This is a genomic window from Bradyrhizobium sp. UFLA06-06, from assembly GCF_054820065.1.
The window spans coordinates 15,884-31,783 of record NZ_JADFUD010000033.1; the positions used below are offsets into that span (position 1 = coordinate 15,884).

10 protein-coding genes and 4 pseudogenes are annotated in these 15,900 nt (G+C 62.9%); 12 read left to right on the top strand and 2 right to left on the bottom strand.

Annotated features, from left to right (window positions below):
* Positions 1-280: 280 nt before the first annotated feature.
* Together IF803_RS25695 and IF803_RS25700 are read left to right on the top strand one after the other, a co-directional pair.
* Positions 281-1,762, top strand: a complete 1,482-nt coding sequence (locus IF803_RS25695; RefSeq protein WP_026192339.1) for a pentapeptide repeat-containing protein — start codon at positions 281-283, stop codon at positions 1,760-1,762.
* A gap of 212 nt (positions 1,763-1,974) precedes the next feature.
* A complete protein-coding gene (locus IF803_RS25700) occupies positions 1,975-2,856 on the top strand; it encodes a pantoate--beta-alanine ligase (RefSeq protein ID WP_129964856.1) in 882 nt (293 codons plus the stop codon).
* 327 nt (positions 2,857-3,183) lie between these two features.
* Here IF803_RS25700 and IF803_RS25705 read toward each other — a convergent pair whose 3' ends face one another.
* Together IF803_RS25705 and IF803_RS25710 are read right to left on the bottom strand one after the other, a co-directional pair.
* Positions 3,184-3,393 (bottom strand): hypothetical protein, encoded by a 210-nt coding sequence (locus IF803_RS25705; protein WP_097671449.1) that lies wholly within the window; start codon positions 3,391-3,393, stop codon positions 3,184-3,186.
* A 213-nt stretch (positions 3,394-3,606) separates the two neighbouring features.
* Positions 3,607-3,798, bottom strand: coding sequence for a phospholipase effector Tle1 domain-containing protein (locus tag IF803_RS25710; RefSeq protein WP_240537164.1), 192 nt, complete (start codon positions 3,796-3,798; stop codon positions 3,607-3,609).
* A gap of 249 nt (positions 3,799-4,047) precedes the next feature.
* Between IF803_RS25710 and IF803_RS25715 the strand changes: the two are divergent.
* The 10 genes and pseudogenes from IF803_RS25715 to IF803_RS25760 all read left to right on the top strand — a co-directional run.
* Positions 4,048-4,193 (top strand): annotated as a pseudogene (locus IF803_RS25715) (cytochrome P450); the annotation flags it as partial.
* 90 nt (positions 4,194-4,283) lie between these two features.
* Entirely contained in the window at positions 4,284-5,573 is a 1,290-nt protein-coding gene (locus tag IF803_RS25720; protein ID WP_461193934.1) for a cytochrome P450, read from the top strand.
* A gap of 1 nt (position 5,574) precedes the next feature.
* Positions 5,575-5,863, top strand: a pseudogene (locus tag IF803_RS25725) (ferredoxin); the annotation flags it as partial.
* 7 nt (positions 5,864-5,870) lie between these two features.
* Positions 5,871-6,692: an SDR family oxidoreductase gene (locus IF803_RS25730; protein WP_461193935.1), complete on the top strand. Its 822-nt coding sequence runs from the start codon at positions 5,871-5,873 to the stop codon at positions 6,690-6,692.
* Complete coding sequence (locus tag IF803_RS25735) at positions 6,692-8,035, top strand: cytochrome P450 (RefSeq protein ID WP_018270011.1); 1,344 nt, start codon at positions 6,692-6,694, stop codon at positions 8,033-8,035. Before IF803_RS25730 ends, IF803_RS25735 begins: the two co-directional genes overlap by 1 nt.
* A 132-nt stretch (positions 8,036-8,167) precedes the next feature.
* Positions 8,168-9,166, top strand: coding sequence for a polyprenyl synthetase family protein (locus tag IF803_RS25740; protein ID WP_259245107.1), 999 nt, complete (start codon positions 8,168-8,170; stop codon positions 9,164-9,166).
* Between the two features lie 260 nt (positions 9,167-9,426).
* On the top strand, positions 9,427-10,977 hold the full coding sequence (locus IF803_RS25745) for a hypothetical protein (RefSeq protein ID WP_168858884.1): 1,551 nt from the start codon (positions 9,427-9,429) through the stop codon (positions 10,975-10,977).
* A complete protein-coding gene (locus IF803_RS25750) occupies positions 10,974-11,861 on the top strand; it encodes a terpene synthase family protein (RefSeq protein WP_168858883.1) in 888 nt (295 codons plus the stop codon). The genes IF803_RS25745 and IF803_RS25750 overlap by 4 nt, the downstream gene beginning before the upstream one ends.
* Before the next feature lie 14 nt (positions 11,862-11,875).
* A pseudogene (locus IF803_RS25755) lies at positions 11,876-12,067 on the top strand (transposase); the annotation flags it as partial.
* 397 nt (positions 12,068-12,464) lie between these two features.
* Positions 12,465-15,900: pseudogene (locus tag IF803_RS25760) on the top strand (hypothetical protein); the annotation flags it as partial.

Here is a 15,900-nt window from a genome sequence, read left to right on the forward strand (position 1 = left end):
GGCATATTTGCATAGTCGTTGAGCTTGCGTCGTTGACGTTGGCGGGCCCGGTGGATCATCGCAACAAGCAGTGGTGGAGGGGCCATGGTACATTCTGTCGACGCGCGCACCACCGCGGCTGCGAAGGCCCGCCGCACAATTGCTGCGTCATCGACCCATCGATTCGCGGTTTGGCAGACCCCCGGTGTGACAATCGCTTAAGCTTACCCGCACTTGCCGAGTGACAAGAGCTTCACAACGAGAAGCCGACTCGCAATCCGGGCAATATGGAATCGTCGACATGTCGCAAACGATCGACGCTAACATCGAGTGCAGCGCAAATGAAGAATCAGAGAACTGGGCCGGGCCGATAAAAAACGTTTCATCCGATGGAGAATTTGTTCGATACTGGAGCCGAGCTTCTGATCGGCCGCGCGCAGTGGCGGCCGTTGCGAGGCGAACTGAGGAGGCTATCAGAAGAACGGGGATTGGCCTGCAGCTATCCTCCGAGAACTTCAGTGGTCTCGACCTATCCGATTTCCCGTTGCGGCGCTGCACCCTCAATCGCGCGCAACTCTACGGAGCAACGTTAGATCGGGCAGACCTTTCAGGGGCGAACCTTATCTGTCCCGGGCTAGAGAGAGCAAGCTTCCGTGGCGCCAAGCTCGATTGTGCGTATATGCACGCGATTGCAGCACAAGTCTGCAACTTCGATGATGCCAGTCTGCGCAATGTAGTTGATGCGACCGGCAGTCTGTTTCACGGTTGCAGCATGAAAAGAACGCGTTTTGATAACGCGATGCTCAGTGGACTTCTCGCCTATCAATGCGACGCGAGTTACGCTGTATTCGATGGGGCGGAACTGCAAGGCTCGACTATTAATGAGTGCTTCCTTTCTTCCGCTTCTTTTCGCTTTGCCAAATTGAGCCAGGTCACGATCACGAAGACGTATCTTGCGGCTTGCTCTTTTTTTCAGTCAAAGGGTGACTGCTTATCGATCGTGCGTCCCACGTCGGTCGACGGCCTTGTCCTGGAAGGCGCTCATCTTCCGTATCTGAGACTCTCAAAGGTGAGCGGCCGGATTACGGCGAGAGCACTGAGCGCCCCATTTGCTGATCTGCATCTGTCAAATCTTTCCAGGATGGAGCTTGAACAGGCAGAATTGACCGATGCACGGCTCCTGTCCGTAAACTTGTCCGACGCGAACCTCGTCGGTGCCGTGTTGAACGGTGCATCTATTCGTTCCTGCCAGCTCGATGGAGCGGACCTGTCCCGGGCATCAGGCGAAAGCATTTCGATAATAGAAAGCACCATGCGAGCCGCCAAGTTTGTGGGCTTTCGTGGCCGCTGTGCGTTTATGCGCGACTGCGATCTTGAGAATGCAGACCTATCTCAGGCTTACCTCTACAGGTCGATACTTACCGGTGACCCCCCGCAATCAATGGCATTGGATCGCGCAAATCTCGAAGGATCCAATCTAGTGCAGGCATATCTCGCTGCGGGAATGACCGGCAGTAACCTCGAGGCTGCGCGCCTGGCATACATTCGCATGAATCAATCTTCCTTGCGCGACGCGAACTTGAGTGGAATATCCCCCTTTCAGGCAAGCTTCGTAAAGGTCGATTTTGCGGGCGCAACGATAACCACATTCGAGCCGCCGTTCTTTGCAGATAGATGTCCGGGACTACAGACCGCTCTGAAGGATGGTCCGCCGCGCGAGCCGGAAACCTATCTGGCTGAGTTGTCGTCGTTGATGAGACGTGGTCGAGCTGGATCGACCTGATTGTTTCAGAGGGCGCGAAATGAAGACCTGGGAAATACAATGTCAGGCAGACTGGGTCGATTGGGACCGAGCCCTTTTGTGAGGTGAGACATGAAACTCTCGTCGATGTTAGCTGACCGTGCGCGGTCGATGCGGCGCTCAGGCCAAGTCTTCCGTAGTCTGAGCGATGGGACAAGGCCGTCCTTGTGTTCAGAAGAACTGGATCAAGTCACATGCATCTAGATTCCCTTTCAGCAGGCAGGGCCTTCCTCCGGGAGGTCGCGAGAACAGGCCAGACGATTGGCACGGTGCACACTTTGGGCGCTCTGCACCGCGGCCATGCAGAACTCATCAGAAGGGCGGCAATTGAGAATGACGTTGCAATCGTCACGGTCTACCCGAACAAGAGCCAATTTGAACCCGGTGTTAGCTACGAGTTCAATCTGGACGACGACATTGGGCTTGCGCTACGCGCGGGAGCAACCGCCGTGCTTTCGTCCAGCGATGCCGAGATGTTTCCGGCGGGCTATCGAACGTTTCTAACGCAAGACGACTATGATCTGCGTCTGGACGGGCCCGAGGAACACTTGAAGGAAGCTGTTACCGGTTCCATCCGCTGGATCTGCTATGCACGCCCCACTCGCAGCTATTTTGGCTTGAAAGATATCGGTCAGGCGATCTTGGTAAAGCGCGCCGTCGCAGACCTGCTTCTTGACTGCGAAATACGATTTGTGCCGACGGTGAGATATAGGAACGGAGTCCCGATTTCGTCGCGGCTACGACGCTTTAGCCGCTCTGAGCTCGATGAGCTTTCGTGCCTCTTCATGGCACTGAACCATTTGAGGAAAGAGATCGCTAAAGGGACGTCCTGCATCAAGGATCTGATAGCATCAGCCGCACCTCTGATCACATTCCGACAGTTTAAACTCGATTTCGTTCGGATCGTAGACGCTGATAGCTTCGAAGATCTGGAGCAGGTCAAGCTCCCTTTCATAATCATTGGTGCGGCAATGGCTCATGGCCTCAGGGTCTTTGATAGCATCTACGTTCCCGATCAGGATACGCTCCTGGAAGGTCCCGCGGATATTTGGATTGATTTGCCTGAGGAGCCGTAGCCGAACCATCCTGCGTGGAAGCAGCATGCGTCGCCATCGGCGCGTTGCAAATCGACTCAATCGAGGTGATCGAGCCGAATCCGTTCGCTCTCTCCTCTCGGATCCTGGTCATGAACGCGCCGCGACCCACTCGAGCCATGCTGGAGCGCAGGGGGCTGTGTTATGAGTGCGCATCCTGGCTTCGCCGGCGAATTGGCGCCACCAGATGGTGAAAGACGCGCGCTTGAAGCACCACTCGGGTGGAGTAAACGCCTCGTTCTTGGCATTCTAATCGAGTCCGGGTTTCCTTGTATTCGGCCTCGAACACGTCGGATGGCTTGTGAGGGCCTATTGCGGCGAGGTCCCCGAAAAGGTCTCCAGGTTCTTGTATTCACCAGCTAGCCGCACGGCCGTCGGCAGATGCTCATCCAGCTTCAACGCCGCGTAAACCGCCGGCACGATGCCGGCGACCAGCGCCGTGGTGGCCGTGAGGTATTCGTACTTGTTGTCGCCTTTTAAGATTTCCCAACTTGCAAGCGCGCCAAAGATGATCGGCATTACAAGGAACACAATGCGCGTAGCGCCAGCGCGCGCTAGACCATGAGGGTGTTTGACGTATAGGCACCCTATTCCTAGTATTTGCTGCACGCCCCACTTCGCGGCGAAGCGCTCAAGTGCCGCCGGATGAAGGACAGCCTAGCTCTGCACTTGACGGAACCCTTCCGTCCACTTGACTTGCCCCCGCAAGCGACCGGGTTCGCACTCGTCGTGCTACGGACCAAGCGGATCCGGATCCAGCGTCAGGAATCTATCGTCGACCTCGATGCCGAAGCCGTCGGGCGTCTTGCCGTCGGTAAAGTTCTCGGCCGCATGCGCCATCCAACCCAACGAGATGTCAAAGAGGCGGGCTTCGTTTTCCGGATAGCTACCGCTGACATCGGAGTGGTTTCCGGCGAACCACACCTGCTGCAGCCAATCCGGATGCTTGAAATGTCGCGCAAGGGCTGCCCCGCACATTCAGTGCGAGAGCGGGCCTTTGTCGGCACTTGCTGCGCCGATTGTCGGTATTGAGACTCAACGCCAGAAACCTGACACTACGCGCCGCTACGGAGTGCCTGCTGGGCCTGCGAATTCACTTCGGCACGCGATTTGCTCTGTTCACGCATCATCACCAATCGCAGTGCGATGGTCTTCGGGACGGACACGGCGCTGGCGCTGGTCAAGCTGGAGCTCAAGGCGGTGTTCGGTTCGATCTTCCAGCGCTTTTCCGCGCTCCGTCTGACCGTGGCGCCTGAAGAACTGAAGTTGCGCAAGGAGATCATCCTGGCGGATTCGAGGAGTTGCCGGTGCTCTGGTGATGTGGTGGACGCCCCCGGGAATCGCGATCTTCTCCGCAATTTGCCGGCGCGCATGGCGCGCGCCGATCAGCCAGCCAACAGGTAACCAGGATGGACGTGCAAGAAACCACGGCAACATGCGGGGACGCATTCGCTGAACTAGCGTCGCCAGCGTGCATGCACGACCCGTATCCGTTCATGCGCTGGTTGCGCGAGCACGATCCGGTGCATCGCGCGGCGTCGGGCCTCTTTCTGTTGAGCCGCCACGCCGACATCTATTGGGCGCTCAAGGCCACGGGCGATGCGTTTCGGGCTCCGGCGCCGGACGAACTGGCGCGCTATTTCCCGCGTGCGGCGACCAGCCTGTCGCTCAATCTGCTGGCGTCCTCGCTGGCGATGAAGGACCCACCGACGCATACGCGTCTGCGCCGGCTGATCTCGCGCGATTTCACCATGGGCCAGATCGACAACCTGCGGCCAGGCATCGCGCGCATCGTCGCCGCGCGCCTGGACGGCATGGCGCCCGCGCTGGAGCGCGGGGAGGCGGTGGACCTGCATCGGGAATTCGCACTGGCGTTGCCCATGCTGGTCTTCGCCGAACTGTTTGGCATGCCCCATGACGACATGTTCGGGCTCGCCGCCGGCATCGGTGCCATTCTGGAAGGCCTGCGCCCGCGTGCCAGCGATCCCCAGCTCACCGCGGCGGACGCGGCCAGCGCCAGGGTGCAGACCTACTTCGGCTGCCTCATACAGCGTAAGCGCACCGACCCGCGCCACGACATCGTGTCGATGCTGGTCGGCGCACATGACGATGATGCCGACATGCTGTCGGATGCGGAGTTGATCAGCATGCTGTGGGGCATGCTGCTGGGCAGCTTCGCCACCACTGCTGCGACCATCGACCATGCGGTCCTGGCGATGCTCGCGTATCCCGAACAGCGGCACTGGCTACACAAAGACGCCGTGGGGGTGAAGGCATTCGTCGAAGAAGTCCTGCGCTGCGACGCGCCCGTCATGTTCAGCTCCATTCCGCGTATCGCCCAGCGCGACATCGAACTGGGCGGCATGGTGATCCCGAAGAGCGCGGACGTGCGCATGCTGATCGCGGCCGGCAATCGCGATCCCGACGCCTTCGCCGATCCCGACCGCTTCGATCCCGCGCGGTTCTACGGTACCAGTCCTGGCATGTCGACCGACGGGAAGATCATGCTGAGCTTCGGCCACGGCATTCACTTCTGCCTCGGTGCGCAACTAGTCCGGGTGCAGTTAGCCGAGAGCCTGCCGCGAATCCAGGCGCGCTTCCCCACGCTGGCCTTGGCCGAGCAGCCGACCCGGGAGCCCTCCGCGTTCCTTCGGACGTTCCGCGCGCTGCCGGTGCGGCTGCATGCGCGGGGGAGCTGAGATGCGCGTCGTGGTCGACCAGGACCTGTGCGGAACCAGCGGGCAGTGCGTGCTGACGCTGCCGGGCACCTTTCGCCAGCGCGAACCAGACGGCGTGGCCGAAGTGTGCGTGGCGACGGTCCCGCAGGCGCTGCACGCCGCCGTGAGGCTCGCGGCGAGCCAGTGCCCGGTCGCCGCCATTCGGGTCATCGAAAGCGACGCTGGCGATGGCGAGCGCGCCGGTGCCGACCCTGCGCCTTCTCCAGCGGAGGGCCGAGCGCCATGCCGCGAGAGACCAATGCCATCCAGGAGGACACGATGGGACGGTTTGCAGACAAGGTGGCCGTGGTGACCGGCGCAGGCATCGGCAAGGCATGCGCCGTCGCTATCGCGCGCGAGGGAGGCAGAGTGGTGGTCGCCGACATTGATGGCTCGGCGGCCATCGCCTGCACTGCGCAAATTGCATCCGAAGCGGACCGCGCGCTGGCCTCGGCCACAGACATCGCCGATGCGCACGCGGTGGCAGCGCTGTTCGAAACGGCGGAGCGCCACTTCGGTGGGGGCGACCTGCTGGTGCATCTGACTCCGCGCGACCGCGGGATCCTCGACCTGGACCTGGCGGTCTGGGATCAGACAATGGCGACCAATCTGCGCGGCACGTTGCTCTGCTGCCGGCAGGCCATCCCACGGATGATCGGCCGCGGTGGTGGCGCGATCGTCAACACGTCGTCGTGCCAGGGGCTCAGCGGTGACACCGCGCAGACGTCCTACGCCGCGTCGAAGGCGGCGATGAACATGCTGTCCGCCTCGCTCGCCACCCAGTACGGTCATGCGCAGATCCGCTGCAACGCGGTTGCACCGGGTCTCATCATGACCGATCGTCTCCTCGCCAAGTTGGACGAGTGCACGCAACGGCATCTGCGGCGGCACCAGCTCCTGCCGCGCGTCGGCCGCCCCGACGATGTGGCTGCGCTGGTGGCGTTCCTGCTCTCCGACGATGCTGCGTTCATCACCGGCCAGGTCGTGTGCATCGACGGCGGCATGCTGGCGCATGTGCCGACGTACGCCGACGGTGGCAACAGCCGCGCCGCGCGGCCTTCCGGCGAGACCGCCGAAGCGGACACGTCGCCGCGCTGCTGATGGACATGATGCTCAACCCGCTGAACCGTCGGCATCGGCTACGGCACGACATCCCGGTCGTGCCCGGCGCTTTCCCCTTGGTCGGTCATCTTCCCGCCGTCGTCTGCGACCTGCCGCGCCTGCTGCGGCGCGCGGAACGGAGGCTGGGCAACCACTTCTGGCTGGATTTCGGCCCTGCCGGACACCTGATGACCAGTCTGGATCCGGATGCTCTCGCACTGCTCCGGCACAAGGACGTATCCTCGGCGCTGATCGAAGACATCGCGCCCGAATTGTTTGGCGGAACGTTGGTTACCCAGGACGGCATCGCGCACCGGCAGGCGCGCGATGCGATCCAGGCGGCGCTTCTGCCCAAGGGGCTGACCCAGGCCGGCATCGGCGAGCTGTTCGCGCCCGTCATCCGGGCGCGCGTGCAGAGGTGGCGCGACCGCGGCGACGTAACCATCTTGCGCGAAACCGGCGATCTGATGCTTAAGCTGATCTTCAGTCTCATGGGAATCCCCGCGCAGGACCTGCCGGGATGGCGTCGCAAGTACCAGCAACTGCTGCAGTTGATCGTCGCGCCCCCGGTCGACCTGCCCGGACTGCCCTTGCGGCGCGGCCGCGCCGCCCGTGACTGGATCGATGCGCGGTTGCGCGAGTTCGTCCGCGCCGCGCGCGAACATGCCTCGCGCACCGGGTTGATCAACGACATGGTGAGCGCCTTCGATCGCAGCGACGATGCGCTTTCCGATGACGTCCTGGTCGCCAATATCCGCTTGCTGCTGCTTGGTGGTCACGACACCACCGCCTCGACGATGGCCTGGATGGTGATCGAGCTGGCGCGGCAGCCTGGGCTGTGGGACACCCTGGTCGAGGAGGCGCAACGCGTGGGCACGGTGCCGACCCGGCACGCGGACCTGGCGCAGTGTCCGGTCGCCGAGGCGATGTTCCGCGAGACGCTGCGCGTGTATCCGGCGACGCCGCTCCTAGTGCGTCGCGCACTGCGTGAATTAAGACTCGGCCAACGGCGCATTCCCGCGGGCACCGATCTGTGCATCCCACTGCTGCATTTCTCCACCTCGGCGCTGCTGCACGAGGCGCCTGATCAGTTTCGGCTGGCGCGGTGGCTGCAACGCACCGAGCCGATCCGGCCGGTGGACATGCTGCAGTTCGGTACCGGCCCACACGTCTGCATGGGCTACCACCTGGCATGGCTGGAACTGGTGCAGTTCTGTATCGCCTTGGCGCTGACCATGCACGAGGCCGGGGTGCGGCCGCGGTTGCTAAGCGGCGTCGAAAAAGGCCGGCGCTATTACCCGACCGCACATCCGTCCATGACGATCCGCATCGGATTCTCATGAGCTGGCATCGCATGCCCCTGTGGCGAGCCAACGGCGCCGGCGACGCGCAGCATTGCTGCACTCGGTGCGACGCCGACAACACCCTGGCGGCGGGGCTCGCCGTGGCGGTCTCCTGTCAAGGACAAAAACAACATGCAGACCGGTTCCAGGCCACAGGACGACAGAACTGATGATTCCGCGCCCGGCGGATCGGGCACGCAGGCGCGCGGCGCATCCGGCTTGCTGCTCCCCGAGATCTGGATGCAGGACGGCGCAAAGCGGGTCGAACTGGAGCTGGCGCGTCTTCTCTGCGCCGAACATGACGGTGAGACCGAGCTGATGGCGGCGATGCGCTACGCCACCTTGCATGGCGGGAAACGTACCCGCGCCTTGCTCTGTCTGGCTGCCGGCGCATTGGCCGACACACCGGCGCACATGCTCGACAACGTCGCCGCCGCCATCGAGATGATGCACGCCTGTACCCTGGTTCACGACGATCTGCCCGCGATGGACGACGACGTGCTTCGCCGCGGCCGTCCGACCGTGCACGTCAAGTTCGGCGAAGCGACTGCGATCCTGGTCGGCGATGCGCTGCAGGCGCACGCCTTCCTGACCCTGGCGAGCCTGGATGCGCCGGGCGACAACCGTATCGCGCTCGTGCGCGAATTGGCGCAGGCGGTGTCCGCCGAGGGTGCCGCAGGCGGGCAGGCCATGGATCTGTCGCTGGTTGGAAAGCACGTCGAGCTGGACAGGATCGTGGCGATGCACCGGATGAAGAGCGGAGCGCTAGTGCGCGCGTCCGTTCGCATGGGCGCGCTATGCGCAGTCGCGGATGATGCCGCGCACGCTGCGCTGTACTGTGCGCTCGATCATTACAGCGCTTGTTTCGGCCTGGCGCTGCAGGTGATCGACGACATTCTCGACGTGACAGCGGATACCGCGGCGCTGGGCAAGACCCCCGGCAAGGACGAGGCGGCGCAGAAGCCGACCTGCGCGTCGTTCATGGGGCTGCAGGCAGCACGCCAGTTCGCGCTGGATCTGTTGCGCGATAGCGGGGAGGCTATCGCGCCGCTGGGGCCGCGTACGGAGCGGTTGGCGCAAATCCTACAGCGGACCAACGCGTATCTGTTCAAGCATGCGCCATCCGCATGAGCGCGCCCGTCCGCATGGAGGCGCCCCCGTGGCGTTGCGATCGGCCGGCGGCAGCGGTGCATGCTGCACTGTGTCCCGAGTTCGCGCCGCTGATCGCAGCGGTTGGCCAGCATTGCCGCGGCGCACGTGGCGCGCGGCGCGCAAGCCTATGCGGCCGTCCGGCGCTGCTGAGGCGCCGGACCGCGACGGGCCTGCGGCGACGTGCGCGGCGTCTGCCCGATTCTGGTTCCCGTCAATCGTTTGCAGAAGGAACATCCCGCGTGAATGCGCTGTCCGAACAGATTCTTTCCGAATTGCGCCGCCTGCTGAGCGAGATGAGCGATGGTGGCCGCGTCGGTCCGTCCGTCTACGATACGGCGCGAGCGCTGTGGTTCCACGGCAACGTCACCGGTCGGCAGGACGCATACGCGTGGCTCCTCGCGCAGCAACAGGCCGACGGCGGTTGGGGAAGCGCGGACTTCTCGCGGTTCCGCCATGCGCCCACGTGGGCGGCGTTGCTGGCATTGCAGCGCGCCGATTCTCTTCCCGGCGTTGCAGACGCAGTCCAGGCTGCAACCCAGTTCCTCCAGCGCCAGCCCGATCCCTACGCGCATGCGGTGCCGGAAGATGCGCCCATCGGCGCGGAGCTGATCCTGCCGCAGCTTTGCGGCGAGGCCGCATCCTTGCTGGGCGACGTGGCGTTTCCGCGCCACCCGGCGCTGTTGCCGTTGCGGCAAGCGTGCATGGTCAAGCTGGGGACTGTGGCAACGTTGCCGAGCGGCCATCCATTGCTGCACTCCTGGGAAGCCTGGGGGACGTCGCCGACCACCGCATTCCCGGATGACGACGGCAGCATCGGCATCAGTCCGGCGGCCACCGCCGCGTGGCGTGCGTACGCCGTGACACAGGCGAGCACGCCGCAGCTCGGGCGCGCCGATGAGTATTTGCAGATGGCATCGCGGGCGACGCGCAGCGGCATCGAAGGTGTCATTCCCAATGTCTGGCCGATCAATGTGTTCGAGCCATGCTGGTCGCTGTACACCCTGCATCTGGCCGGGCTGTTCGCGCATCCCGCGCTCGCCGAGGCGGTGCGCGTGATCGTCGCGCAGCTCGACGCCCGCCTGGGCGTGCGCGGTCTGGGCCCGGCCTTGCACTTTGCGGCCGATGCGGACGACACCGCCGTTGCGTTGTGCGTCCTGCGCCTTGCAGGCCGCGACCCGGCGGTCGATGCGTTGCGCCAATTCGAAATCGGCGAGCTGTTCGTCACCTTCCCCGGCGAGCGCAATGCCTCCGTGTCGACCAACATCCATGCCCTGCATGCGTTGCGACTGTTGGGAAAGCCCGCCGTCGGCACCAGCGCCTACGTCGAGGCCAATCGCAACCCGAACGGTCTGTGGGACAACGAAAAATGGCACGTTTCGTGGCTGTATCCCACCGCGCATGCGGTCGCTGCGCTGGCCCAAGGCAAGCGCCAGTGGCGCGATGAGCGCGCGCTGGCGGCGCTGCTGCTGGCGCAGCGCGACGATGGCGGCTGGGGCGCGGGTCGCGCGTCCACGTTCGAGGAAACCGCCTATGCGCTGTTCACGTTGCACGTGATGGACGGGAGCGAAGAGCCGACAGGGCGCCGGCGCATCGCGCAGGCGGTGGCGCGTGCGCGGGAGTGGATGCTCGCCCGCCATGCGGCGCATGCATTGCCGCAGACGCCGCTGTGGATCGGCAAGGAATTGTATTGCCCCACACGGGTCGTGCGCGTCGCCGAACTCGCCGGGTTGTGGCTGGCGCTTCGTTGGGGGCGGCGCGTCCCGGCCGAGGGAGCGGAAGCGACGCCATGATCCAGACCGAACGCGCGCTGCAGCAGGTGCTGGAGTGGGGGCGTTCCCTGACCGGATTCGCCGACGAGCATGCCGTGGAAGCGGTCAGGGGTGGCCAGTACATCCTGCAGAGCATCCACCTGAGCCTGCGCGACACCAGCGCCCGCACCGGCCGCGATCCGCAGGACGAAACGCTGATCGTGGCATTCTATCGCGAACTGGCGCTGCTGTTCTGGCTCGACGATTGCAACGATCTTGGCTTGATCGCGCCGGAGCAGCTCGCCGCGGTAGAGCAGGCGCTGGGGCAGGGCGTGCCGTGCGCGCTTCCCGGATTCGAGGGCTGCGCTGTGCTGCGCGCTTCGCTGGCCGCGCTCGCCTACGATCGTCGCGACTATGCTCAGCTTCTCGACGATACCCGGTGCTACTGCGCAGCGCTGCGCGCCGGGCACGCGCAAGCGGCGGGGGCGGAACGCTGGTCTTACACCGAGTACTTGCACAACGGCATCGATTCGATCGCCTACGCGAACGTGCTCTGTTGCCTGTCGTTGCTGTGGGGGCTGGACATGGCGACCTTGCGCGCGCGTCCGGCGTTTCGCCAGGTCCTGCGGCTCATCTCCGCGATAGGGCGCCTGCAGAACGACCTGCATGGACGCGACAAGGACAGGTCGGCCGGCGAGGCCTACAACGCGGCGATTCTCCTGCTGCAGCGCTATCCGGCTATGCCTGTGGTGGAGTTCCTCAACGACGAGCTGGCCGGCCTTACGCGCATGCTGGACCGGGTGATGGCGAAAGAACGCTTTCCCGCGCCCTGGGGAGCGTTGATCGAGGCCATGGCGGCCATCCGCGCGCAGTACTACCAGACCTCGACCAGCCGCTACCGCAGCGACGCTGCGGGGGGAGGCTAGCGTGCGCCGGCTTCGTCAACGGCGAGATCAAGCGGCGGACCGAAGTGGTCGGCATCTTTCCCAATGAGGACGCCATCACCCGTCTGGTCGGCGCAATCCTGTTCGAGCAGAATGACGGGCGGGGCGTCGAGCGTCGACGCTACATGACACTGGGAACCATCGCCCCGTTGGGCGATGATCCCGCCGTGAGCCTTCCGGCTATCGCCACTGACCGATCCAGGCCCATGCCGGCACCCGCACTCAGCTACACCACGCTGCGGGGCACGATCATACAAGAAGGCTCAAGAACGCCCACAGAACCGTTCTTCGGGAGGTTCCTTATCGATTTCCGGCCATGGGGGCAGTCTGCGTGTCCGCTGCAGGAAGTCGGCGGCTCCGCGTCAGGTTCTCGACAGATATCGCACATAGAGCAGGGTTTCCAGAGGCGATCATAGCTGGCGATCGCTGCAAGAATACTGGAGCGCCCGGTCGGAGTGCTTCGACGCGGCATTTTGGGCGTTCACGATAGTTTTCTGCTGGGTTCGATGCTGCCGAGTCGATTCCGTGGCAAATCACAACCGACCTCAGGCTTCAAATTGGCCTATAGTCCGAAAGTGAGAACGAATGAAGTTCGAATCCACCAACTGGGTGCGTCAACAATCGGGCACTGCGGGCCCGCAAGAGAGCTCACCGGCTCCGTCCACAGATGCGGCGGCCTTTGAGCAGCAGCTGAGCGAGATCGCTGTCCCGTCTGCTCCCGTGCTCATGCAGGTCCGCGCCCATCAAGCGGAGGCATCGCGATCTGAGGCGAATGCCGGAACGGATGAGGCGGTGCTGGGCGCCGCAGCGCTCCAGACCGCTCAGTCAAATTGGGTCTTGGTAGGTCGCAGCAAGGAGCCGCTTTATGCTAAGGATGCGCGCCTTGTTTCCGGCCTTAAGCAGGCGCTCCTGGGAGCTGCCGAGAGCACCGCCACGAGCTACGTCGGTTATCTGCTCAGCTTGAGCCGCTGGCTCTTTGCAAAGGACAAGCCGGGCATTGCTGATCGGCTTCATGACGAGTCGATGGACAAGGATGTCGAGGAGTTCATAACCAAAGGTGGGACGGCGAACGTCCGTTGGGCACTAGCTCGTCTGCGGACCTCTCAATTGACGGGGGGAGTCGTACCGATCGCAGGCCGCCCTGACCTCACTCCTTATCCCAGGGATGGACTTCTCATCAAAGAATACAGACAGCAAGCGGTGGCGGCCGGAACTTCAAGTACCGCCAAAACCTATGCATCCATTCTCACGGATTTCAGCCACTACCTTCGTGCAAACAACAAGCCTGGCATTGCTGCTCGGCTTCAGGACGAGAAATGGAACGAGGACGAACCGCTCAATGAAGAGATCAAGCGCTACAAGGACGCCGGGGGTAACAAAAGTATCGGCGCGGCACTTGATCATCTGCGTAATGGAGCGAGAAAACTCAACGGTCCGCCTTTTCATCCCGAAGACGCGCCCTTGATTTCCGGACTTCAAGAAGCACTCGTTAAGGCTGGGTACGAGGAGATCACCGTTAAGACGAATTATGTTCGTCCTCTTCGCAGATTCAGCCAGTGGCTCTTTGCAAAAAACGAGCCGGGAGTGGCTGCTCGGCTTAACGACGAATCGCTCAGCAGCGACGCTGCGATCTTCGATCAAGGTCGCAGGCACCTCGTTCTTACCGCACTAGATCGTCTCCGCGCCTCTCAGTCGCCGGGCGGAGTCGCGTCAATCATTGCCCGGGCAGGGGGCATTGAGGCCGCGGCTAAGCAGGGCGCGTCGCAGCCCGCCTTCAGTTGGCCAGCGGCACTCGCTGAGGGGGATGATCGAGATTTATTCTATGGGACGGTCGACGAGGCCGGTGCATCGTCGTGTCTTCAGCCACCGCGGCATGGCCCGGCATTGAATCCTACAGAGTCCCCTCATCCCGTGAACTGGCGCCATCAGGACGACGAGCTAACGGATGAGCGTTACCGCAACATCCTCATGCCAGGCGAGCAGATTCCCATCATGCGGTCGAGCGGGCACCCATCTACGCCGCCTCCGCACAGTCAAGGCGGTGGAACGATGCTGAATGCCTCGGCGCTACCGCCCGGCCATGCAAAATTGGTTTTCGCAGGTAGCAGCCTAGATCCTGTTTATTGCGAAGATGCCTCTCTTATTGAGGGGCTGAGGCCGGCACTCATCAAAGCTGGGGCCTCCGAGAGCACGGTCGGTCGCAATCTACGTGGTCTTTTCAGCTTGGGGCATTGGCTCGTGAAGAACGACAAGCCGGGCATTGCTTCCCGGCTTTACGACAAGTCGCTGGACAAGGATGCCCAGGAGTTCGCCGAGAAGGAGGAGCAGGCCATCGCTGCCCCACTGGATTATCTTCGAGCCTCCCAATCGCCGGGCGGCATCACGCCGTTTGCAAGCCGGGTTGAGCGGAATCCCTATCCCCAGGATGCGGATCTCATCAAAAGGTACAAGGAAGAAGCACCCCCAAGCACCGCCAACACCGCCAGGAGCTATGCAACTCTTCTTATCGATTTCAGTGATTACCTCCGTGAAAACGATAAGCCCGGCATTGCTGCTCGGCTTGGCCACGGCTCGCTGGATAAAGATGTCAATCGGTATAAGGAGGTGGACCCCCATGGCCGCAGTAAAGCCGGAGCCGCACTGGCTCATCTCCTGAAGTCGCCGGCGGGTGCTACAGCGATCGAACTCCTGCGTCATATTCGCCCCCTGCCTGATCTCGAAGACGCGGTTCGCGCCGAGATGAAGCCGACCCTCTCCGCGGCTGCGCAGCACAGCGGGTCGAACGGAGCTGTCAGCTGGCCGAAGATTCTGCCTGCGAACCAGCAGGATCTGCCTTTAGAGACGATGGACGGACCCAGCCCCTCGCCGCCTCCGCAGGGCGACGCGGTTGAGCGGCCGCTGATGCAGATCCCATCCCATCAACTGGCGACGTCACCAGCGCAGAGACAAGCTCCGGCGTCGTCGCCGGACGAGCTGATCGGCGAGCAGCTTCCGGCCGAAGACGCGGAACTCTTGACGAGGTTTCGCGTGCACGCCGAGAGGCGCAAGCTTACCCCAGGGGCCATCAACAACAATGTTTCCGGACTTGGGACTTTTGTCCGCTGGGTTAACGCAAGTCATCGGGGCCCTGTAGCTTCTCGGCTGCGAGACGGTTCATCGCTCGATGAGGAAATAGCGAAGTACAGGAGCTTGGGCCGTGACCCCCAGAACCGCATTAGGTCGGCTGTGGACGTTCTCCGGCGGCTGCTGCGTGGGGGGCAAGAAGTCGAAGCACCCGAACCCCGCGTCCTCGGTGCCCCCCGTCGCCTAGTTCCTCATCCAGAAGATGCGCCCCTCATCGAGGGCGCGCTGAGCCAAGCTCTGAAAGATCTTAAAACTCCGACTGCGAAGCTGAGGCAGTCCGCGCAACAGCGGGCGAGGCGTCTTCGTGCGCTGAGTGCGTGGCTGAGAGGAAATGGCAAAGGGAGCATCATCGGGCGGCTAAACGGCTCCAGCAGGCAGCAGGTATCCCTCGACAATGACGTAGTAGCATTCCAATGGACTGGAGGCAGAGTACACGGTCCCGATCTGTCGCATCTTCGCAGCTACTTGAAACTCGTCGAGGCGAACCGAGAGCTGGGGCTGCCAGGCCCTGAGCAGCCGAGCTCGCCGGCCGCGCAGGGCGATCGGTTTTCCGGCTCTTCGCGGGATCTTCCCTCAACGCCGGCCAGCCTAAGCGCTGGAGCTTGGGTTTGGTTGAGTGAACAGCTGCAAGAACCAGGATCACCATCCAGGCCCGCGTCAAATGCTAAGGGCAGGCTTGAGCCATTTGTTGATCTGAATGCGCCACCGCCGTCCGAGTTGCGCGAGGATGCTCAGTTTGCGCCAGCCGATCCTTCCAGGGTTCGCTCAGACACCTACGCTGGTCTTGAGCCATTTGTTGATCTGAATGCGCCAACGCCCTCCGAGTTGCGGGACGATGCTCAGTTTGCGCCAGCCGATCCTTCCAGGGTTCGCTCAGACACCTACGCTGGTCTTGAGC

What these genes read in the sequence shown, in the direction of transcription:
- IF803_RS25695 (WP_026192339.1), top strand. Translation starts at nt 281, where the DNA reads ATGTCGCAAACGATCGACGCTAACATCGAGTGCAGCGCAAATGAAGAA.
- IF803_RS25700 (WP_129964856.1), top strand. Translation starts at nt 1,975, where the DNA reads ATGCATCTAGATTCCCTTTCAGCAGGCAGGGCCTTCCTCCGGGAGGTC.
- IF803_RS25705 (WP_097671449.1), bottom strand. Translation starts at nt 3,393, where the DNA reads ATGCCGATCATCTTTGGCGCGCTTGCAAGTTGGGAAATCTTAAAAGGC.
- IF803_RS25720 (WP_461193934.1), top strand. Translation starts at nt 4,284, where the DNA reads ATGGACGTGCAAGAAACCACGGCAACATGCGGGGACGCATTCGCTGAA.
- IF803_RS25730 (WP_461193935.1), top strand. Translation starts at nt 5,871, where the DNA reads ATGGGACGGTTTGCAGACAAGGTGGCCGTGGTGACCGGCGCAGGCATC.
- IF803_RS25735 (WP_018270011.1), top strand. Translation starts at nt 6,692, where the DNA reads ATGGACATGATGCTCAACCCGCTGAACCGTCGGCATCGGCTACGGCAC.
- IF803_RS25740 (WP_259245107.1), top strand. Translation starts at nt 8,168, where the DNA reads ATGCAGACCGGTTCCAGGCCACAGGACGACAGAACTGATGATTCCGCG.
- IF803_RS25750 (WP_168858883.1), top strand. Translation starts at nt 10,974, where the DNA reads ATGATCCAGACCGAACGCGCGCTGCAGCAGGTGCTGGAGTGGGGGCGT.